Raw genomic sequence first — 20,374 nt, 5'->3', positions numbered from 1 at the left:
TCAAACTTCCTCTTTTTTCAAAATAATTGCAAACCAGTCTTTTTGCTGCAAAATTTGGGCAACATGGAAACCATAGGTACGCAAAACTGCCAAAACTTCCTCTTTTTTCCCTTCAATAATACCAGAGACAATTAACGTTCCTTCATTTTTCAATAAACGAGTGGCATCTGGAATCATTTTGATAATAATATCAGCTAAAATATTGGCTACGATCACATCTGCTTTAATTTCTACCCCGTTCAATAAATCATTGGCACTCACATGAACATCTTTGGCAATTGGATTTAAATCCATATTTTCTTGCGCCGACCGAACAGCTACTTCATCTAAGTCAAAAGCATGAACATCCTTTGCGCCTAAAAATTTGCTGGCAATACTTAATACGCCAGAACCTGTCCCTACATCGAGCAACGTTTCACCACCGCGTAACGTCATTTCTAATGCTTGTAAAGTTAAATTGGTGGTTGGGTGTGTCCCAGTCCCAAATGCCATACCTGGGTCCAACGTAATAATTTTTTCCTCAGGAGAAACCGCGTCGTATTCTTCCCATTGAGGTACAATCGTTAGATAACGTGTTACTCGAACAGGATGATAATATTTTTTCCAAGCAGTCGCCCAGTCTTGATCAGAAACCTCGCTTGTTGTAACACTATTTTTACCAATAGCTAAACCATATTCTGGTAATTTACTAATCTGTTCTTTGATAAAAGGTAAGATTTCCGGTAAAAATGTTGTTTCTGGAAAATAAGCTTGTACGATTGCCTCGCCTTCTGCTAAATTAGTAAAATTCTCTTTGTCTAAAAGTTCACCAAAAGCATCAGATTGAAAATATTCCGCATCCAAACTATCTTCGATTGCGACCCCGCTAGCACCAGCTTCCATTAAAATATTTGCTACAGCTTCCACCGCTTCACTAGCGGTTTCAACTTTAATTTCATTCCATTTCATTATTGTGCTCCTTTATCAGATTTTTCTTCATAGCTATAAATAATGCGGTAATTTACATCGATTAAGCTTGTTTTCACCTAATTTAGTAGGTTGGATATGGGATATAGCTATCATCATCTTTTGTTTGATGACTATTTACAAAAGACAACAAAACGTCATTATTGAACTTTAATTCAAAAACTTCCGCTGTTTCATCCGTTAGAAAATCTAGCAAATCACTTTGACCGTCATCTAAAACAACTCGTAGATAATCTACCAGCCCATTCAACATTGCTTTAGGCATTCCTTTTTTTCCTTCATAAGGTAAAACAGCTAGATAGTCCTCTTCTTCAAATTGTGATTTTTGTGGATTGAATAGCAAAATACCATCCTCAAATTCAATAACTTCCTCTTCTGACGCCACACCATTCGCATCATCAATCATCACTTTTTCTTTATTTTCGGCAAAAAGTCGCAAAACAAGCATAATGGTATGGTTTTTTTTATCCCAGTCTAAAGCCACATCATAATCAGAAATTTTTTTGGTAAGTAATTCATCTAAGTACGTTAACATATTGGTTTTCATCGCTACTTCCAACCCCAATCTTCTGTAATTTTATTTTTCCTTTGCTGTGAAATATATGGATTTCCTGCAACTGCATAGCGCAATAGCATCTTCGTCCACTTTCCTTTGTTTGGAATGCCAATCCGCGGCAAACGCAAAATTTTCTTAGCTTCTCGTTTTTTACTTGGTACAAGGTGCAACGGGCTCGAAAAAATTGAATCCCCGTATAAACTTTTAGTAACACCTAAAGCTGCGACTAACTTACCAGGACCATTGCTAATTTCTGGTCCTTCTTTGCCACCGCGATTTGCTTGCATCAAGTCAATTCCTGCTACAGGCTCAATCGCTCGAATCATAACCCCTTGTGGTATGCCTTCTTTTTGCGTTACCATATTCAGAATTAAATGTGTGTGCATGGTATACAAATAAATCGAACCCGCTTTTTCATACATGGCACGCACACGAGGGGTCCTTCGCATACCATAACTATGAGCAGCCTCGTCATTTGGACCTAAATATGCTTCGCAATCTACAATATATCCACCGGTAATCCCTCTTGGCGTTACATGCTCTACATACATACCGATTAAATATTCCGCAATTTCAGGCGTTGTTTTAGTATTAAAAATTTCTTGTGCTTCTTCTAATGTACTCATCTTATTCACCTTCCCTCATTGTACACAAAAGACCTGCTTCTGACCACGAAATCAGTTACGTTTTAAGGATTTCACACAATTCCAAAAGATTTCATTGCTAAAAAGCTATGTTATACTTTAACCAACCTATCTTGTTAAAATTTTACTAGCATAGTTAAAATAAGGACAAACAATATATTGAGCTCTTCATAAAACAAGATATATAAATTAAAAGGAGATTTTCTCTTATGCAAAAACCACTTGCTTTTCGTATGCGTCCTCGTAATTTAGATGAAGTGGTCGGTCAAGAGCATCTTGTAGGTACAGGCAAAATTATTCGCCGGATGGTAGAAGCCAAAATGTTATCTTCTATGATTTTATATGGACCACCGGGAACAGGTAAAACCAGTATCGCCTCAGCAATTGCCGGGTCCACCAAGTATGCCTTTCGAATGTTAAATGCCGCGACCGATACCAAAAAGGATTTACAAGTGGTGGCCGAAGAAGCCAAAATGAGTGGGACAGTCATTTTATTATTAGATGAAGTCCATCGGTTGGATAAAACTAAACAGGACTTTTTGCTACCGCATCTTGAAAGTGGTAGCATCATTATGATTGGTGCTACTACTGAAAATCCTTATATCACAATTAATCCAGCGATTCGTAGTCGGTGTCAAATTTTTGAAGTCAAACCACTTTCAGAATCAGATATTTTACAAGCAGTCGATCTGGCATTAGCCGACTCTAAAAGAGGCTTAGGTGATTTTCCAGTTAAAATTGATGAACAAGCGCGGCTTCATTTATCACGAGCAACAAATGGTGATTTGCGCAGCGCTTTAAACGGCTTAGAGCTAGCGGTTCGCTCAACTCCGGAAAAAGATGGTGTGATTCATTTAACGTTAAGTATTATTGAAGAATGTATCCAAAGAAAAGCTCTTACTCATGATAAAGATGGCGATGCACACTATGATGTTATCTCGGCTTTTCAAAAATCAATTCGTGGCAGCGACGTTGACGCTGCACTACATTATTTGGGACGGCTCGTTGAAGCTGGCGATTTAGCTATTATTTGTCGTCGTTTAATAGTTATTGGTTACGAAGATATTGGCTTGGCTAATCCAGCAGCTGCGGCTCGTAGTGTCAATGCGGTTTTAGCTGCTGAACGCCTAGGTCTGCCTGAAGCACGAATTCCACTAGCTGATTGCGTTGTTGATTTGTGTCTCTCACCTAAATCAAACTCGGCGTATGTTGCTCTTGATGCAGCGATTGCTGATATTAAAACAGGAGCTACAGGGGATGTACCTGACCACTTACGAGATAGTCACTACAAAGGGGCCAAAGATTTAGCACGCGGAATTGGTTATCAGTACCCTCACAACTACGAAGATTTTTGGGTTAATCAGCAATATCTTCCCGATAAAATTAAAGATGCAACTTATTATCACCCGAAATCCTCCGGTAAATATGAGCAAGCTTTAGGGCAACAATATTATCGTATCAAAAACTGGCAGAGTAAAAAGCGCCAAACCAAAAAGTTGTCGGATAATTAAAGATAGCGATTACAAAAATAGAAGCAATCTTGTTGCTACTTTTGCCCCCCTATGCTACTATGTAAGTGGGAAATCTGTGATGTACGAGTTATCCTTTTTGTGTGTTGACCGAACATTTTTATTGATATATTGGGATCCGTCCTGTGTGTAAGTTGGTAACATGCCTTTTCTTTTGGTAGTTCGATACTTAAACCGTGGAACCCACCTGCTAGAAATTGCGGGATCAATACTATGGGACGAATAACGGCATCTACGGATATTACCCATTCTTTATGAATGTAGCCGCCTGTCTTTGGACAGACGGCTTTTATTTTTAATTTGGAAATGGAGTTTTTTTATGATTCGTGTGTTAGTCATTTTATTTGCTTTATTATTACTACTTTTAAGTTATGCTTTATTAAAAAAACCGCAATTATTAACACCTTTGTTCCCACAAGAAGAAATTCCTGGCTTTTTGAGAACCTATGGACAGCTCTACCTAGGCTTTGGTATTTTAGGATTTATTGCAGCGGTCATTAACTTGAAAATCATTATCCTGCTTTATATCTTCTTTGTCCTTTTACTCGCAGCTAGTTTTAGTCTCAAACTAGCCAAATCACTTAAAAAATAATTTTGAATTTGATAGCTTCTTTTTTGCAATTCATCTAAAGTAGTTTACAATAAAATTGTAAGTAATAAGACGATTTAGAGTTAGGGCCTTGTAAAAGTAAAGGAGTGGGTAAAATGTTACAACAATATAAAACAATTATGGTGGCAGTTGATGGTTCGAGCGAAGCTGAACTTGCCTTCAAAAAAGCTGTCAATGTAGCAAAACGAAATGAGGCAAAACTATTAATTGCCCACGTTATTGATACAAGAGCTTTTCAAACGGTATCTTCTTTTGATGGTATGTTAGCTGAACAAGCAACAGAAATGGCAAAACAAACATTAGCAGATTATAGCGATTATGCAAAAGAACAAGAATGTCATGATATTAATACCGTTATTGAATATGGTGCGCCAAAACCCATTATCGCAAAACAATTACCACAAGAACACGGTGTAGATTTAATTATGCTAGGCGCTACCGGACTAAATGCCGTAGAACGCTTATTTATCGGTTCTGTTTCGGAATATGTCATTCGTAATGCTCCTTGTGACGTTTTGGTTGTCCGAACAGACTTGAATAACAAAATTGTCAAAGAAGAAAAAGAATAGGCCTCAATCTGTACGCTATTCATTAAAAAGTAATAATACCTAAAGATATTTTTTAGCGGCTAGATTAGTAGTTCGTAGTACACGCCTAATCTACCGTAACCAAAATTTATCTTTAGGTATTTTTTAATGGAATTTAGTAAATTATCTCCATCAATGCCAACAGCATAGTATTTTTTTAGCGAGCTAATACACAACGATTTATTTGATCAGTAATACAAGTTTGTAAACTGATCCGTTCACTTTTTTCATCTAACATGCGTGGCAAAACATCATCTTGCAAGTCATTGGCGTTGTATCCTTCATCCGTCACGTCAACAACTTCGTACACATGATATGTTTTTTTTTCACCGTTATCATCATAAACGGTGATGGGCGCTCCTACATACAGCTCCATGACAGTCGCAAAGTCACCAGGATTATGCCCAATAAAATGAGTCGGCGCCCCATCGTCAACAAATCCTTTACCAAGCCAAGTAGCCGCTCCTTCATCAGGAGCAGTATTAGCACCTGTAGCGTGAACATAAGAAATTTTCTGGCCATTGAATTGGATGACAGAAGTGTACTTGGCTTGAGAATCAAACTCGTTTTTTTCCGTAGACTTAACACGCACACGATTTTTTTCTTCGTGCCGTGATTTTGCCGTTTTGGGTGCTGTCGTATTTTTCAAATCCTTTTGAAGAAGTTGTCCTGCTTTTTCCAATCGTTTGTTTGTGCTAGAGAAAATTTCTACTGAAAATTCTTTTTTAACATTGTTTCCCGCCTTATCTTCCGCACTTATTACCACAGTCTGCTTCCCAACTTTTTTTGTATCCACTTCACTAATTTTACTTTTTGCTAAGGAAATAAAGCCATCGACTGTATCATCAATTGAAAAGTAATCATTCCAATCAATTTTGGCATTTTGTGGAATAATTAGCTCTTTTTTTTGTGTGATAACAGGCTGTGTTTTGTCAACTATTTGAACGTTAATCTGACGGGTAATAACTTCATCAAATTGAATATATACCTGAATTGTGACTTCATACGTTCCTGGTTTATTATTTTTTATGCACTCCAAATTTGTAACATCTACTTTTGTCACTTGAGGAATTTTATTAACATGGGCTGCTGCAAGTAATGTCTCTTTGCTTACGGTTTTTTTAGTCCCTACGTCAAATGTCACATTTTCGACTAATACTTGATCCAAGCGTCTTTCCGCACTTGCATAAACTTTAAAAAGACTAACACTAACCGCGATTAGACAAAACATTGCTAAACTAGTTAGTAACAATTCGCGTATTTTCATGCTCCACACCGCCCTTCATTTTACTTACTTGTTTTTTTATGATCAAAAAAACAACTTCTATTCTATTTAAAAAGCAATAATGTTACATCTTATTATTCACTACTATTATAAAGGATATCGTCTTACAAATTATCACATATGCACTCTTTTTCAAATTAAATAACCTTCATTTTTTGAATAAGTTAATGTCATTTAATTCACATTTTTCTAATATATCGTGTCTTTTTATAGAAATAAATCTTTTGAAGAAACAGCTTAAATACTCTTTTAAAAATGTTTCTTTCTTCCTTGCAAATTCTTTTCTCAACGCTAAGTAAGTTTGCTATTTAAACTGTAGATTATTATTCGCATAATTTAATTTGGTGTGTTAAAATTAATTTACATATGATTACACATTCATATTTAGATTTTTTTCTATCTTGGCTTTAAAAAAGTTACTTTCTATTTGATAAAATTGGAGGTTATCTGTATGCAGAAACATCATCTACATGCACCTACTACGAAAATTAGACGTGCTTTTAAAATTGGGATTGTTATCAATCTCTTGTTTGTTCTAATCGAGACCATTTTTGGTTTTTCAGCCAATTCTTTATCACTGGTAGCAGATGCAGGACACAATTTAAGTGATGTATTAGGGTTGGTTATTTCCTGGATTGCAGTCTTATTAAGCGCTCGGCCACGAACGTCCACTAGAACTTATGGTTACAAACGCAGCTCAATTTTAGCAGCACTTTTTAATGCTATCTTTTTATTAGTGGCTATCGGCGGAATTTTAGTTGAAGCGATTTCTCGTTTACAAAATAGTCAACCCGTTGCGGAAAATAAGGTAATTCTAGTAGCTTGCATTGGAATTATTATTAATGGTTTTACTGCCTATCTTTTTATGAAAGATCAACAACACGACTTAAATGTAAAGGGCGCCTTTTTACATATGGCAGCTGATACATTGGTTTCTGTCGGTGTGGTTGTAGCAGCTATTATTGTCAAATATACCAATTGGTTCTGGTTGGATCCGTTAATTAGTTTAATTATTGCTGGCATTATTTTTATTGGAACTTGGGGATTACTAAAAGATGCTGTGAACTTATCTTTGGATGCTGTTCCAGAAGCAATCGATTACGAGGAAGTAAAAAAATTTATTGAAAATCAACCGACCGTATTAGCCATTCATGATCTTCACATTTGGGGATTAAGTACCACAGAAAATGCACTAACTGTCCATATTTGTCGTGATACTTTAGCAGATAACAACCTTTTTTTAGAAAACTTAGATCATGCATTAATGAACAATTTTGTTTTAGCTCATATCACTATTCAAGTTGAGCTTGGAGAAATCAGCGATGAATCGGTAAAACATAGTATTTAATAAAAAAACTGTCTGAATCCACTATATTAGTGAATCAGACAGTTTTTTTAAGCTTCTTTTGGTACTGGTTGGAGTATGCCATCAGTCATCTTTAAGACCCGGTCACTCCACTGCGTCATTCGTGGATCGTGGGTCACCATAATAGTAGCTTTTTTATTTTGATGCGCTTCTTTTACCAATAATTTTACCACGTCAAAAGCATGATCTGTATCTAGTGAAGCAGTAGGCTCGTCTGCTAAAATCACGCTTGGATCGTTATATAAGGCACGACCAATTGCTACTCGTTGCCGCTCCCCACCAGATAAATCACGAGGGTATTTATCTTTTAAATCAAAAATATCCAATGAACGTAAAATTGTTTCAACGCGTTCTTTATCCAAATTTGTTTTTTTCACTTTATCTACTAAGAAAAATTGTTCTTCAATTTTTAAAAATGGAATTAAATTAGACGCTTGTAAAATAAAACCAATCTCTTTGAATCGTAGTTGACTACGCTTTTTTTCATTCAAATTAGTAAAATCGTGTCCATTAATTAGAATACTTCCACTAGAAGGTGTCTGTAATCCACCGGCAATGGTTAAAAAAGTACTTTTCCCAGAGCCAGAAGGACCAATAATAGAGACAAATTCTCCTGGTTGAACAGCAAAATCAATTCCTTTTAAAGCGGTAATTTGTGTATGTCCACTACCAAAAACTTTTTTAACATTATTCATTTCTAAAGCATTTTCCATATTCTTAACCTCCAATGGCTGTAATTGGATCAACTTTTGTCACTGTTCGAATTGAGAACAAACCACCAATAACAGCTACAACTAACAAGACAATTCCATATAATAACCAATCATTTACAATAATTTGAAACGGCATAGCACTTGGTAAAATCAGGCTTGTCAAAAAGGCCAATACCGCTGCCCCGATAACACCAATCACACCGACTATAAAGGATTGAGCGATAATTGATTTAGCAATAAAACCAGTAGAAATCCCTTCTGCTTTCATAATTCCGAAGGTTGCTGTCTTTTGTAACGTCATCACATACATGAAAATTCCAATTACAGCAGCTACGACAATAAATAGAAAATAGATCATTCCGTTTAAAGTTAAGTTCTGAGCTGAATAACCTGGAATTGCTTCAATGAATTCAGCTAGCGACAGTGAATCAAAATCTTCCTTTTGCTCGGTCGTAAAATCAGGACTTCCTTTTTTTACTAGAATCCCATTAATTGGAATTTGATTTTTGTCTTGCGGAATTTGACCATTAAATTTCACATTCACAAAAGTTTCCGTATCCGAATAAATAACTGGAGTTACGGTGTAATATGTCGCTTTGAAAATGCCAATGATTGTCAATTTTTCCGCATATTTACCAATCGTAATTTTATCTCCAATCTGATAACCCTCATCTGCTAAATTTTGCGAAATAATAATATTATTTTTAGTTAATTCATTACTTCCTTTGGTAACTTTTGGCAACATAAAGGCTTCAGAATCTGTTCCAAATAAAGTAATATCCGTATTTTTTTTATTCAACTTTGCTGCACCATTATAAATACTAATAGGTGCCTTTTTACTTGTAGTGGCTACATCATCAAAATCCTGCAACGTTAACTGAGAAGCATTTAATGATTTATTGGCATCCTTTGCCAATACTACCGTATCCGCTTGCCAATCACCTGCCGCTTGCATAAATTCTTGTGCCAACCCGGATGCTAATCCTGACAACAAGAAAACTACGAAGGAAACTAGCAACATAATCCCAATAATTAAGCCATAGCGTAGTTTCGCATAACGCATCTCTTTTAGTGCTAAAAACATCTTCATCATCCTTTATTTACAATTTCTTTAAGTACGGTAATCACTTTAACGCCTCAGTAACACTTTGTCACTATTTGTGCTTGTTAAACGAAATTTACTTAACCTTTTCTTAATATTTAAAATGTAATTCGAATCGAAAAAGCACAAACTCTAGGCCTTTTAGAAAATATCAAAGAAGCCATTTTATCCGACTTTTAGCAAGAGAAAACGGGGAACTGTCTTGAAAACTAATAGGTAAAATACGATCACATTAGCCAAACAAAAAACTTCATTAACAAAATTTTGTAATTCTCTCAACAATAAAAAACAGAAATTTGCTTTAATAGCCATATTGCTACTTTTAGACGCAAATATCTGTTTTACTCTGAATTATTCTATTTTTTTTGAATACCTTGTTTGAGCCATTTAATTCGCAACTGATAAATAGTGGCTAATCGTTTTTCATCCCAATCATTGACTATAAAGGCAGTCAATATCTCCATCACCAAATCCATAATCAGAAATAAAAATTCTTGGCTTTCTTCTAGCGTATCCATACTAATATCATTTTTGATCAAAAGCTCTTGCCATTGCAGCACCATTGCATTTTGCCCATTACTGTGATCATTGCGTTTAGCAAAAATTGTCGGATTAGCTGTCAATAATTGAATTTGTTGCCATTCTTTTGCTGTTTTATCCACTCGCGCAATTTTTTTTAGATAATTTGCAATTCCCGCAAATAAATCGTCTGACATCGTATAAACAGACGTTAATATTTCACGGTGAACTGCAATAGAAGCTTTTTGCACTACATATTGATGCGCATCTTCTAAATCAATGAAATATTTGTAAAAAGCTCCCCGCGACATACCCATTTTTTCAACAATTTCGGATACTTTCACTTGAGAAATGTGTCGATTATAAAAAGTTGCCAATAAAATCATTTCAACTTTTTCCTGTTTATCAACAGCTAAATTTAAAAAAGTGGCTTTTGGCATCTATTTTCCTCCATTATTTCCCTAACTCACGACTTTTTTTTGTTGCTGCACACACAGCTGCTATTCCTGCTGCTCGTAATCCTTCCGTTTCTAATGCTTTTACACCCGCAATTGTAGTACCTCCTGGTGAAGTTACACGATCTTTTAAAACACCTGGATGTTCTTTGGTTTCTCCCACCATTTTTGCTGCCCCAAGAACCGTCTGAGCGGCAAATTCATAAGCCATTTCTCGCGGCATTCCTTCAAAAACTGCACCATCAGCTAGGGCTTCAATAAACATATAAACAAATGCTGGACCTGAACCACTTAATCCCGTTACACTATCCATCATTTTTTCTGAGACTACTTCTGCTTTTCCAAAACTACGAAAAATTGCTAAAATTTGGTCTAGTTCTCCTGTAGTAACCATCTGATTTGCGGCAACGGCTGACATACCTTCTCCCACCAAGACTGGCGTATTTGGCATAACACGTAGAATTTTTTGCTTTTTTCCAAGATAGCCAATAATTGTATCTATTGTAACACCAGCGGCAATAGAAACCACTAATTGATCCTTTCTAATCACGGTTGCTACATGTTCTAACACTTCGGATAAAATACTAGGTTTTACCGCAAAAATAATGATATCACTTTTTTTAATTAATTCATCACCTGTGTGTGTTACGTTAACATCAAACCGTTTACTAATACTTTCTAATGAAGGGCCATAGGCATCATAGACAAAAATGTCCTCTCTTATGTAAAGTTTTGACTGCAATAACCCACTGATCATTGCCTGCCCCATATTTCCTCCCCCATAAAATCCTATTTTACCCATTTCCCTCATCCTTTCTTTGGTTTAATTTTGCTATATTTTTTAATAAAAAGCTACCGTCAGATGGATTTTTATAAAATTCAGATGTGAGACTACTTATATAACAAAAAGAATACTCCAGCTAGAGTACTCCTTTTGAGTTAAAATATAGATTTTCTTATTTCCTAGGAAAATGTGCTAGTTTAGCGTAGCCTTCCAATTCTTCTTCAATCCGTAAAAATTGATTGTATTTTTCCACTCGTTCACTGCGGGCCATAGAACCTGTTTTAATTTGTCCGGCATTCATTGCGACAGCAAAGTCAGCAATATAAGTATCACCAGTTTCTCCTGAACGATGGGAAATCATTGTATTGTAACCATTTTGGCGCGCTAATTTAATAGCTGCAATGGACTCAGAAACTGTGCCAATTTGGTTTAGTTTGATTAAAATTGCATTGGCGACGCCTTTATCAATGCCCTCTTTAAAAATAGTGGGGTTGGTAACAAAAATATCATCGCCAACTAGTTGAATGTTAGCCCCCATCGTATCCGTTTGTTTTTTAAACCCGTCCCAATCATGTTCGGAAAAACCATCTTCAATTGAAATAATAGCAGGGTATTTCGCTACTAATTCTTGGTAGTAGGTTAACATTTCGCCACTGGACATTTCTTTGCCTTCAAAGTTATATTTATGGGTATCCTCATTATAAAATTCGCTTGAAGCTGGATCTAACGCAATCGCAATTTCTTCTTTTGGCATGTAACCAGCAGCTTTAATTGCTTCATACAATGTTTCGATAGCAGCTTCTGTACTACCTAGTTTTGGCGCAAAGCCGCCTTCATCCCCAACCGCTGTTTCAAGGCCTTTTTTAGCTAAAATTCCTTTTAGTGTGTGGTAGATATTGGCAATTTTTTCTACTCCATCACGGAAACTTGCTCTTTTAACTGGCGTAATCAAAAATTCTTGAACATCAATGCCCGAATCAGCATGGACACCACCATTAATTACGTTAAAAAATGGTTGTGGTAATTCTAAATCAACACTACCTAAATAACGATACAAAGGTTCCTTTTTGCTAGCGGCAGCGGCTCGACTAACCGCCATCGAAACACCTAAAATAGCGTTAGCACCCAACCGACCTTTATTGGCTGTGCCGTCTAAATCAATCATGATGTGATCAATTTTTTCTTGATCAAATGGACTCAACCCAACTAATGCATCTTTGATTTCTGTGTTTACATTGTTCACTGCTTTTAAAACACCTTTGCCTTGCAGGCGATCACCGCCATCGCGCAATTCGACAGCCTCACGATCGCCAGTTGAAGCTCCTGATGGCACTTGTGCACGTCCTAATGTTGCATCAGATAAAATGACATCGACTTCGACAGTTGGGTTACCTCTTGAATCAAAAACTTCTCTTGCTTTAACATTTTCAATCACTACTGACATGATAATTCCTCCTTAGATTCTTTGAGTGGCAAAATTCAAAATGCAAAAAAACACCTGTTGTAAAAGTATTTGAAAACATCTCAAATAAACTCTTACAACAGGTGTCATCAGCCATTTCAGCACTTATAGGGAACACCATCCCTTTACGCGAAAATAATATCGCCATTTTCAAAAATTGTAAAACAAAAAGACTCTTGCTTTTAATTAGCCGTAAATTTCAAATTTGTCCGCTAAATAAATAAGATGAAATTTAAGTAACAGTTTAAGCTGTTTCATAAATTTCACCTTATAAATAATAGTTACATCTGGTTTTTTTAATCTACAACTTGCTCATTTACATATTTGGCATATAAAGGGTGCGTTGCAATTAACTCACGGTGTGTCCCACTGCCTGTCACTTCTCCATGTTCGATAAAGTAAATTTTATCTGCGTCAACAATCGTTGACAGGCGGTGAGCAATTACTAATGTTGTTCTTCCTGCCATTAACTGATCTAATGCTCGCTGTACTTTTTCTTCTGATTGAGAATCTAGACTGGCTGTAGCTTCGTCTAACATCAAGATATTCGGATTGCGTAAAAAGGCTCTGGCAATCGCAATGCGTTGCTTTTGTCCACCAGATAATTTGACGCCGCGTTCGCCAATTTGCGTATCCAATTGATCAGGAAAATCGCGGACAAACTGATCCGCATACGCTAATGACAAACCTTCCCACATTTTCTCATCTGTTAGTAACTGATTTAAGCCATATTGTAAATTGTCTCGAATACTACCGGCAAAAACCGCACTATCTTGTGAGACATAACCAATTTGTGAACGCCAATCTTTTAGAGACAGGTCTTGAATATTTTGTCCACCAATGGTAATACTGCCTGATTTTGGTTCATAAAAACGTTCCAACAGGCCAAAAATCGTTGACTTACCTCCACCACTAGGTCCGGCAAATGCCACCACCGTATTAGGTTTAGCTTCAAAAGAAACATCTTGTAAAATCACTTTTGATTTGTCGTAACTAAATGATAAGTGATTTGCTTCAATTGTTTTACCTGTGACAGTAATATTGGTATCAACGGTAATTGTTTCCGTTGGTGTTTCCAAAATTGCTTGAATGCGTTCTGTTGCCCCCATTGCTTTTTGCACTTGAGAAAAGAAGGTAGCAAAGCTAGCAGCTGGTGTAATGATATTGAAGAGATACAATAAGAAAGCGACCAATTCACCACTAGTTAGTGTCCCTGCTTGCACCCGTACTGCTCCATAGCCTAAAATACCAACAAACAAACCTAGCATTGTCGTCATCATTACTGGCTGCAAGACAGCTTCAACTTTGGCATCTTTTAAACCTAGTTTAAAGATTTTATCAATATAGCGACCACCATTTTTAATTTCATAGCTTTCGCCATTACTGGATTTAATTAAGCGAATCTCAGATATTTTCTCTGTCGTATCTGCATTAAAATCTGCTAGTGCACCTTGCATTTGGCGCCCAATTTTCATCATAAATTTTCCAATTGGCATCATTACTAACATAACGACTGGCACAGAAATAAACATTAGCGCCGCCATTTTCCAGTCCATGATAAATAAGATAATCACCGAGCCGACTAATTGAATAGCCCCCGTAATAAAATTAGGAAATTGGGTCGTTACCAAGTCCTTTATTACACTGGTATCATTCACCAAACGAGAGCTACTTTCACCTGATTTATGATCGTCATAATAGGCGACAGGCAAATGTAACAAGTGGTGCCATAATTTTTCTCGTAATGTTTTGACAGAACTTTCCCCGACATAACGTAAAAAATAACCGCCAATTGCACCGAAACCTAAATATACGATAAACGCCAACACCAAGACGGCAACCATTTTGCCATCGATTTTTGCTAACTCACTCGTATCTACTAATCCTTTTGTTAACTGTGGCACAACAAGACTCGCGCCACTCGTGATTAAGCTTAGTAATAAACCAAAAGCAAAAAGTGCTTTTTGGGGGCTCACACTATTAATTAGTTTCAAAAAATCTTTAAATTTAAATGTTCCTTTAGCTTTTGGTAACTCATCATCAAAAATTGCAGCTTCACGGCCGCCTCCACCTTGTGGCATTGTAAATTCCTCTTTTCTTCATTAACGTCTGACATTACGCAGGTGTAAAGAAAAAACGCCTGTAACCTTTACAAACTTGAAATTTTTTGTAAAAAGTGTCTGCCAGACTAAATTGTTTTAGACAGAATCGTTTTAAAACGTCGTTAACTCTTTTAAAAATCTTTCCATTCATCTTGATCTTGTTTATCTTCTTTACCCTGATTTGGCTTCATACCACCAATTTTATTCTTCCAAAAATCAAACCAGGCCTCTTGTTGTTCTTTGGTTGGATGGGGGTGATTTTCGTGAAAATTACGACCACCAAGACGGCCGCCACGCCCCCCTCTTAGTCCACCACCAAAGCCACCAAAGTCGCCACGGAAATTACGCATGTGTTCTAAATCTTCAAATGACATTTCTCGCATTTTTTTCTGCATTTCTCGACGTAATTTATTCATGTCCGCAGCATCCATTTCAGCCCATTCTTGCCCAAAATGTTCTTTAAAAACTTCCTGCATATTTTGAATAGCTGCGAGACGATCAAAAGGATCTACAAAGGCTTCGGCTTTTTGTTTCATGTCATCATTCCAGCCTTCTTTAATTTTTTGTAATAAATCTGCTAGTTCCGTCATTTCCTCTTCCGTTAAGCCATCAAAGAAATGTGCACTTTCACTTGTTTGTGCTGTTTGTGCCGATATTTCTGCCTGCTTTTTGCCTACTTCGGTCAAAAATACTTTCTTAATACGTTTGTCCTGCTCATCTTCAATGCGTTTAATAGAGCCACTATTTTCTAATTTCTTCAATAATTCTGCCAGTGAACTAGGACTCAAACCCAAAATGTCTGCTAAATAGCCTTGGGTTAATCCGTCTTCCAAGCGCAGTACTGCCAATACTCGCTGTTGCCCTGTTAATTTTTGTCTTTTACTCATAAACGCATTGCCAGCATCACTGATGAAACGAATTTGTTTTAATAATTGGTCACTAAATGTATTCATTAAAATTACCTCACTTTTATTACGGCACCGAATATTTCGGTACCGAACTTTATTACATTGGTGATTATATTTCGGTACCGAACAATTGTCAATCCTTTTATCTCAAAAATTTTTTAGTATCCATTTCACTAAACAGTAAAAAAAAACACCAACATCTTATTATCCATTTGGCGTGAATAATAAAATAGTTGATGTCATTTCGCTAAAATGCGAAAAAATGATTCTAACGAATTGAAGTTGAACGTTAGGCTCACACGTTTATTATACCTGATTCTCGTTAACTTTTCCTTTTAATTGCAAAATGAACCCAGAATAAGAAACCAAAGATTCCTAAAAATTCTGTTTATTCTGCATGGAATCTAGTTACCTAGCGCAAACAATAAGTAATATTCTACTTTCTCTCATACAAAATACATTCTGGCAGTAACGTTTGGGCTTTCTTATATCGGCAAGTAATGTGCCGCACCCATGCATTACAACGTATAAACTAATCGTTTAGCTGCCCATGGATTTTTCTTTAATTGGGATATAAATTTCACTATAAGCAAACTTATCTTTTTTTGTATTCATTTTCGTAAATGAAAAATTGGGCTTTGCAATTAGCTCATACTCTACACTAGGCAACCATTCACTGTAAATTTTAGCCATTGTCTTTTGCATTGTTTCCGGAAATGGACCTTCAGCAGTAAAAACTGCCCATAAACCTGCCGATACAGCTTTTTTTGTTAATAACTTAGGCTCTTTTGTCGTTAAAACACCGATAAGATGTGTCAGCTCCCCTTTTTCTTCTTTAAACCCATAATCAGCAGCATAAGATGCATTCACAACTTCTAAGGGAGCCACATTTTTCAAAGCATGCATTTCCTCTCTTTGGGCGCCAGTAATGCTTTGTGCTAAGGCAATAATCTCTTCATTTACGCCTTCAAATTGCATAGAGACTCTCTTTTTAACTCCCGCTAAATAAAAGTCCGGCATTTCAATTATTTTATATTCCATATTATTTCCTCCTGTAACTGTAATGGTAAAGGAGATTTTTGGGAAAACTTTACTTTGTTGCAATTTGTTAATTTCAGACGGAAGCAGTCCACTCCACTTTTTAAAAGCACGGGTAAAACCATCCAAGGATTGATAACCATATTGGTAGGCGACTTCTGTCACACTTGCTCCTTGGCTTAATTTTTGTGCGGCCTCTGATAAACGACGTTGCTTGATATATTCACTGATTGTCATTTGAGTTAAATGAAAAAAAACAATTTTCAAGTGGTACACTGAAACACCGGTAATTTTTTGCAACATTTGTGGCTGAATTTCTTCTGTTAAATGTGCTTCAATGAAATCAACAAGTACGTTCAACTCTTTTAGCATTATTTTCCCCTCCTTATTTATAAAGATACAGGCACTTTTATAAATTGACTCGATATTTTGTATTAAATTAAGTCGTATGATTACTTCGTACTTCCGAAAAAATTTTATCCCAGTATATTTCAAGGCAAGTTGTCTTTTACAGCTCAATTATAACTATTTACTCCCCAATTAAACAATCAGTTCTAATTAGACCCTAGCAAAAATTCTGATAACTTCAGAGAGTAAGTGTTGCCAAAATGGTTAAGTCTTTTTACGCGTATCACTTTTTTACTAGCGTCGACTCTTTACTTTAAGAAAAATTTTATTGTATCCGGACATCGTTAAGTACTACAGAAAAAAGCAGCCCTTTGATTTTACTCGGGACTGCTTTTTGTTTTCATGTTTAATAGTTATCTAAAATAATGTCGCAACATAAAGTAAAATCGCTGCAGCAACTGTTAAAATGCCAAAAGCTTTCAAACCAACTTTAAACCATTTTGAAAAGTTGATTTCAGCAATAGCTAGCCCCGCCAATAACACACCCCCAGTTGGTGAAATAATGTTCATTAAGCCATTACCAAACTGATTACTTAAGACAATAACATCTCGATTTATTCCCAGTAAATCTCCTAAAGGCGCCATTACCGGCATGGTTAATGCCGCAGCACCAGAAGAAGATGGGACAAAGAAGGTTACTAAAACTTGTGCTCCTAATAAAATTGTCGAAAACATAGCTTTGGGTAATCCTCCTAAAAGAGTAGCCAAACTATTTAAAATTGTATCGATAATCATGCCATTTTCTAAAATTACCAAAACACCTCGCGCTAAACCGATAATTACAGCTGCATAAGCAAAATCCGCACAACCTTCTACGAAAGCTTCCGCAATTTTTTTTTGCCCAAATTTAGCGACCACACCTGCAAATAATGCTAGGGCCACAAACAGTGCTGAAATCTCTACCATGTACCAACCTTGGACAATAATACCCCAAATCATAACACCTAAACCGCCGATAAATCCAGCTACAATCAATTTATCACCACTGGAAAAGGGTTGGTCTTGCTGGAAATTTTGAAATTTATTTTTGACCAATTGATCGCTGGCGTAAACGATTGAACTTTCAGGATTGGTCTTTACTTTACGTGCATAATTCATCGTAAAGACAATAGAAATTATAGTTAAAATCACCCAACAAATAACCCGATACCACAATAATGGATTGCCATGTACCCCTGCCACTCCTTGGGCAATCAACACATTAAACGGATTAATTGTCGAGCCAACGTACCCCACTTGCGTTCCCAAAAATAAAATTAAAATTGCTGTCATAGAATCATATCCTAATGAAAACATCAATGAAATAAATACGGCAAATAACGGAATTACCTCTTCACTCATTCCAAAAGTTGAACCACCAAGACTAAATAAAACCATAGATAAAGGAATTACCAAAATCCCTTTATCTCCAAGTGACGTCGCTAAAGAAAATAAAGCCCGATCTACTGCTCCTGTTTTTAAAATCACCCCAAAAGCACCGCCAACAACCAGCACAAAAGCAACTACTTCAACTGCGGAAATAATCCCCGCTGCTGGCGCTTTTAAAATTGCTCCAATTCCTTGACCATAGCCGGCTTTAGCGATTTGATGATACGTGCCCGGAATAACTGTCGTTTTTTCAGTACCATTGATATTTTCAACAACCGTCTCAAACTGTCCACTTGGAATAATCCAAGTTAAAATCGCGGCCGCAATAATCAAGCAAAAAATCAGTGTATAACTATGGGGAAAAACAAATTTCTTTTTTTGTTTTGATTGTGTTACTTCCATTTCATTTCCTCCTTGCTCGTCAAAATACGTATCATAACGTTATTGTTTGATGGAAATTTTCAACTTTGGTAAACGACCTGTCCATCAATGTAAGTAGCAACTATTTGGGCTTGCATTAAACGCGTAATATCTTTAGTTGTCAAATCAGTGTCAAAAATTGCTAGATGAGCTTTTTGTCCTGTACATAACGTACCGGCGTCAAACATACCATTAGCAGCAAAAGCATTTTGAGTAAAACTTTGCAGTATATTTAGCCAATCAAGTCCTCTTTTTTGCTGCCAACTTCTTTCTCCACGAGGAAATTTACGCCAGACACTGCGAACAATTGATTCTGGTAAACTCGTTAGGAAAAGAGGTAAATCAGTACCACTGGTAAGTAATACGCCTGCGTCTTTTAAGGCACGGTAATTAAAGAAACGATTGGCATATTCCTGTGGCAAAATAGTTTCCATATAACTTTCTTCATAACGACTATTTAGTCCTAAAACTTGAGGATAAATTTCTGCTGCAATTTTATTATCCGCCATTTTTTGTGCGGTTTGGTTGGTAATCATTTCTAAATCACTCATGGAATTATAAACACCTTTTGGTAAACGCTTACCATTCGCTGCTAAAATTTCAGCAGCTTTTGCTGCCGCCTGATCTCCTTCAGTTGTTAAACAGCAGGGAATATTTTGACTATTACATGTTTTCACTACGTTAAAAATAGCATCATAATCAATCTGTGGCTGAATTTTTCCTGAAGTGTAGTCACCATACGTAGCACCAGTTTCTTCAGCTACCACACCATCCACCATAATTTTCGCGCCACCAAACGTGACGTTTTTTAAAAATTGAGTTCGTTGATATTGAACTAACTTAGCAATATTTAACGGTTCTGCCACTGCTTGAATATAAAAACGTGTTTGAATCTTTCCTTCTGGTCGCCAGCTAAAATATTCAGCGTTATCAAAAACAATTTCTTTAGTCGCAACAACACCACGTGAGAGTAAGGCTTTTTCATACTTTTGGTACACAGTAGTTAACTCTTCTTTATTGGTTAACAATTCCGTGATTAATTTTTCTGCTGCCTCAGCACTGGTATCTGTTTCACTAAAACCATAACGAACTTTAGCAGCTTTGTTTAACCAACAATAAGAACGATTTTTATCAATTCCGCTAATTGGACCGTCATAATTTAAACGATCTAAATCCTGTTGCGTTGGTTTTTCTGACCACCGTGTCAAGTCAAAACCGTGAAAATAAATCGGATCCCCGTGTTTTTGTGCACTAGCAGCTTCTATTTTTCGTAAAGCTGCTATTTTATTTACACATCCGCTTAAATCAAGACCCGCATTCATTCGCAAATAACCACTAAAAAAAACATGGTTATCAAACAAACCAGGCATAACAAAATAGTCATCGTATTCAAGTAACCGACGCTTATCCGAAATTTCTCCATATTCCCAATTAAAAAATTTGGCGATAATCTTATCATCTTTTATGACAATATGTCCTTTTTGAACGGGATGAATACCATCAAAAAGAAAATGAGTGCGAATAATTGTTTCCATGATTTCTCCTCCAATAT

At 36.4% G+C, this 20,374-nt stretch carries 18 protein-coding genes, 1 other RNA gene and 1 riboswitch; of the genes, 5 read left to right on the top strand and 14 right to left on the bottom strand.

The features are described from left to right. The 3 genes from prmA to EsVE80_RS01800 form a co-directional block, all read right to left on the bottom strand. Entirely contained in the window at positions 1-948 is a 948-nt protein-coding gene (gene prmA, locus EsVE80_RS01810) for a 50S ribosomal protein L11 methyltransferase (protein WP_173102194.1), read from the bottom strand. An 82-nt stretch (positions 949-1,030) separates the two neighbouring features. Continuing rightward, positions 1,031-1,513, bottom strand: a complete 483-nt coding sequence (locus EsVE80_RS01805; protein ID WP_173102193.1) for a DUF3013 family protein — start codon at positions 1,511-1,513, stop codon at positions 1,031-1,033. A 2-nt stretch (positions 1,514-1,515) separates the two neighbouring features. Beyond that, positions 1,516-2,148: a DNA-3-methyladenine glycosylase gene (locus EsVE80_RS01800; protein ID WP_173102192.1), complete on the bottom strand. Its 633-nt coding sequence runs from the start codon at positions 2,146-2,148 to the stop codon at positions 1,516-1,518. Positions 2,149-2,375: 227 nt separating this feature from the next. Here EsVE80_RS01800 and EsVE80_RS01795 point away from each other — a divergent pair, with 227 nt between their 5' ends. From EsVE80_RS01795 to EsVE80_RS01780, 4 genes are all read left to right on the top strand, one after another. Next, positions 2,376-3,677, top strand: coding sequence for a replication-associated recombination protein A (locus EsVE80_RS01795; RefSeq protein ID WP_173102191.1), 1,302 nt, complete (start codon positions 2,376-2,378; stop codon positions 3,675-3,677). Between the two features lie 68 nt (positions 3,678-3,745). Continuing rightward, a non-coding RNA gene (gene ssrS / locus EsVE80_RS01790) (6S RNA) lies at positions 3,746-3,940 on the top strand. Between the two features lie 74 nt (positions 3,941-4,014). Further along, entirely contained in the window at positions 4,015-4,287 is a 273-nt protein-coding gene (locus EsVE80_RS01785; protein ID WP_173102190.1) for a hypothetical protein, read from the top strand. A 113-nt stretch (positions 4,288-4,400) separates the two neighbouring features. Beyond that, on the top strand, positions 4,401-4,874 hold the full coding sequence (locus EsVE80_RS01780) for a universal stress protein (RefSeq protein ID WP_173102189.1): 474 nt from the start codon (positions 4,401-4,403) through the stop codon (positions 4,872-4,874). A gap of 175 nt (positions 4,875-5,049) precedes the next feature. On the opposite strand, the gene EsVE80_RS01775 is transcribed toward EsVE80_RS01780, so the two are convergent. Further along, positions 5,050-6,159 carry a sortase domain-containing protein gene (locus EsVE80_RS01775; RefSeq protein ID WP_173102188.1) on the bottom strand — a complete coding sequence of 370 codons (1,110 nt, stop codon included), beginning with the start codon at positions 6,157-6,159 and terminating at the stop codon, positions 5,050-5,052. A 469-nt stretch (positions 6,160-6,628) separates the two neighbouring features. Between EsVE80_RS01775 and EsVE80_RS01770 the strand changes: the two genes are divergently transcribed. Beyond that, positions 6,629-7,525 (top strand): cation diffusion facilitator family transporter, encoded by an 897-nt coding sequence (locus tag EsVE80_RS01770; RefSeq protein ID WP_173102187.1) that lies wholly within the window; start codon positions 6,629-6,631, stop codon positions 7,523-7,525. Positions 7,526-7,572: 47 nt separating this feature from the next. Here the strand turns inward: EsVE80_RS01770 and EsVE80_RS01765 are convergent, their stop codons facing one another. The 10 genes from EsVE80_RS01765 to EsVE80_RS01720 form a co-directional block, all read right to left on the bottom strand. Beyond that, positions 7,573-8,256 carry an ABC transporter ATP-binding protein gene (locus EsVE80_RS01765; RefSeq protein ID WP_173102186.1) on the bottom strand — a complete coding sequence of 228 codons (684 nt, stop codon included), beginning with the start codon at positions 8,254-8,256 and terminating at the stop codon, positions 7,573-7,575. A 4-nt stretch (positions 8,257-8,260) separates the two neighbouring features. Then, positions 8,261-9,340, bottom strand: coding sequence for an ABC transporter permease (locus EsVE80_RS01760; RefSeq protein ID WP_173102185.1), 1,080 nt, complete (start codon positions 9,338-9,340; stop codon positions 8,261-8,263). A 374-nt stretch (positions 9,341-9,714) separates the two neighbouring features. Beyond that, complete coding sequence (locus EsVE80_RS01755; RefSeq protein WP_173102184.1) at positions 9,715-10,317, bottom strand: TetR family transcriptional regulator; 603 nt, start codon at positions 10,315-10,317, stop codon at positions 9,715-9,717. Between the two features lie 13 nt (positions 10,318-10,330). Next, positions 10,331-11,134, bottom strand: coding sequence for a pyrroline-5-carboxylate reductase (gene proC, locus EsVE80_RS01750; RefSeq protein WP_173102183.1), 804 nt, complete (start codon positions 11,132-11,134; stop codon positions 10,331-10,333). A 154-nt stretch (positions 11,135-11,288) separates the two neighbouring features. Then, the gene (eno, locus tag EsVE80_RS01745) at positions 11,289-12,560 is read right to left on the bottom strand and encodes a phosphopyruvate hydratase (protein WP_173102182.1); all 1,272 of its coding nucleotides are present in this window, start codon (positions 12,558-12,560) and stop codon (positions 11,289-11,291) included. 91 nt (positions 12,561-12,651) lie between these two features. Further along, positions 12,652-12,712, bottom strand: a riboswitch (Fluoride riboswitch). A 162-nt stretch (positions 12,713-12,874) separates the two neighbouring features. Beyond that, positions 12,875-14,659 carry an ABC transporter ATP-binding protein gene (locus EsVE80_RS01740; RefSeq protein ID WP_173102181.1) on the bottom strand — a complete coding sequence of 595 codons (1,785 nt, stop codon included), beginning with the start codon at positions 14,657-14,659 and terminating at the stop codon, positions 12,875-12,877. A gap of 152 nt (positions 14,660-14,811) precedes the next feature. Beyond that, entirely contained in the window at positions 14,812-15,633 is an 822-nt protein-coding gene (locus EsVE80_RS01735; protein ID WP_173102180.1) for a MarR family winged helix-turn-helix transcriptional regulator, read from the bottom strand. Between the two features lie 495 nt (positions 15,634-16,128). Further along, on the bottom strand, positions 16,129-16,998 hold the full coding sequence (locus tag EsVE80_RS01730) for an AraC family transcriptional regulator (protein ID WP_173102179.1): 870 nt from the start codon (positions 16,996-16,998) through the stop codon (positions 16,129-16,131). Positions 16,999-17,391: 393 nt separating this feature from the next. Next, positions 17,392-18,804, bottom strand: coding sequence for a YfcC family protein (locus EsVE80_RS01725; RefSeq protein WP_173102178.1), 1,413 nt, complete (start codon positions 18,802-18,804; stop codon positions 17,392-17,394). Between the two features lie 59 nt (positions 18,805-18,863). Next, positions 18,864-20,357 (bottom strand): amidohydrolase family protein, encoded by a 1,494-nt coding sequence (locus EsVE80_RS01720; protein WP_173102177.1) that lies wholly within the window; start codon positions 20,355-20,357, stop codon positions 18,864-18,866. Between the last annotated feature and the right edge of the window lie 17 nt (positions 20,358-20,374).

It is taken from the genome of Enterococcus saigonensis, assembly GCF_011397115.1.
GTDB classification, from domain to species: domain Bacteria; phylum Bacillota; class Bacilli; order Lactobacillales; family Enterococcaceae; genus Enterococcus_C; species Enterococcus_C saigonensis.
Note: the sequence above shows the minus strand (reverse complement) of the source record. Positions and strands in the feature narration are given on the sequence as shown.

Excerpts from the sequence above, each read along its gene's own strand:
- EsVE80_RS01805 (WP_173102193.1), bottom strand. The coding sequence starts at position 1,513 with ATGAAAACCAATATGTTAACGTACTTAGATGAATTACTTACCAAAAAA.
- EsVE80_RS01770 (WP_173102187.1), top strand. The coding sequence starts at position 6,629 with ATGCAGAAACATCATCTACATGCACCTACTACGAAAATTAGACGTGCT.
- eno (WP_173102182.1), bottom strand. The coding sequence starts at position 12,560 with ATGTCAGTAGTGATTGAAAATGTTAAAGCAAGAGAAGTTTTTGATTCA.
- EsVE80_RS01785 (WP_173102190.1), top strand. The coding sequence starts at position 4,015 with ATGATTCGTGTGTTAGTCATTTTATTTGCTTTATTATTACTACTTTTA.
- EsVE80_RS01760 (WP_173102185.1), bottom strand. The coding sequence starts at position 9,340 with ATGTTTTTAGCACTAAAAGAGATGCGTTATGCGAAACTACGCTATGGC.
- EsVE80_RS01720 (WP_173102177.1), bottom strand. The coding sequence starts at position 20,357 with ATGGAAACAATTATTCGCACTCATTTTCTTTTTGATGGTATTCATCCC.
- EsVE80_RS01730 (WP_173102179.1), bottom strand. The coding sequence starts at position 16,998 with ATGCTAAAAGAGTTGAACGTACTTGTTGATTTCATTGAAGCACATTTA.
- EsVE80_RS01755 (WP_173102184.1), bottom strand. The coding sequence starts at position 10,317 with ATGCCAAAAGCCACTTTTTTAAATTTAGCTGTTGATAAACAGGAAAAA.
- EsVE80_RS01775 (WP_173102188.1), bottom strand. The coding sequence starts at position 6,159 with ATGAAAATACGCGAATTGTTACTAACTAGTTTAGCAATGTTTTGTCTA.
- EsVE80_RS01780 (WP_173102189.1), top strand. The coding sequence starts at position 4,401 with ATGTTACAACAATATAAAACAATTATGGTGGCAGTTGATGGTTCGAGC.
- EsVE80_RS01765 (WP_173102186.1), bottom strand. The coding sequence starts at position 8,256 with ATGGAAAATGCTTTAGAAATGAATAATGTTAAAAAAGTTTTTGGTAGT.
- EsVE80_RS01795 (WP_173102191.1), top strand. The coding sequence starts at position 2,376 with ATGCAAAAACCACTTGCTTTTCGTATGCGTCCTCGTAATTTAGATGAA.
- prmA (WP_173102194.1), bottom strand. The coding sequence starts at position 948 with ATGAAATGGAATGAAATTAAAGTTGAAACCGCTAGTGAAGCGGTGGAA.
- EsVE80_RS01800 (WP_173102192.1), bottom strand. The coding sequence starts at position 2,148 with ATGAGTACATTAGAAGAAGCACAAGAAATTTTTAATACTAAAACAACG.
- EsVE80_RS01735 (WP_173102180.1), bottom strand. The coding sequence starts at position 15,633 with ATGAATACATTTAGTGACCAATTATTAAAACAAATTCGTTTCATCAGT.
- proC (WP_173102183.1), bottom strand. The coding sequence starts at position 11,134 with ATGGGTAAAATAGGATTTTATGGGGGAGGAAATATGGGGCAGGCAATG.
- EsVE80_RS01740 (WP_173102181.1), bottom strand. The coding sequence starts at position 14,659 with ATGCCACAAGGTGGAGGCGGCCGTGAAGCTGCAATTTTTGATGATGAG.
- EsVE80_RS01725 (WP_173102178.1), bottom strand. The coding sequence starts at position 18,804 with ATGGAAGTAACACAATCAAAACAAAAAAAGAAATTTGTTTTTCCCCAT.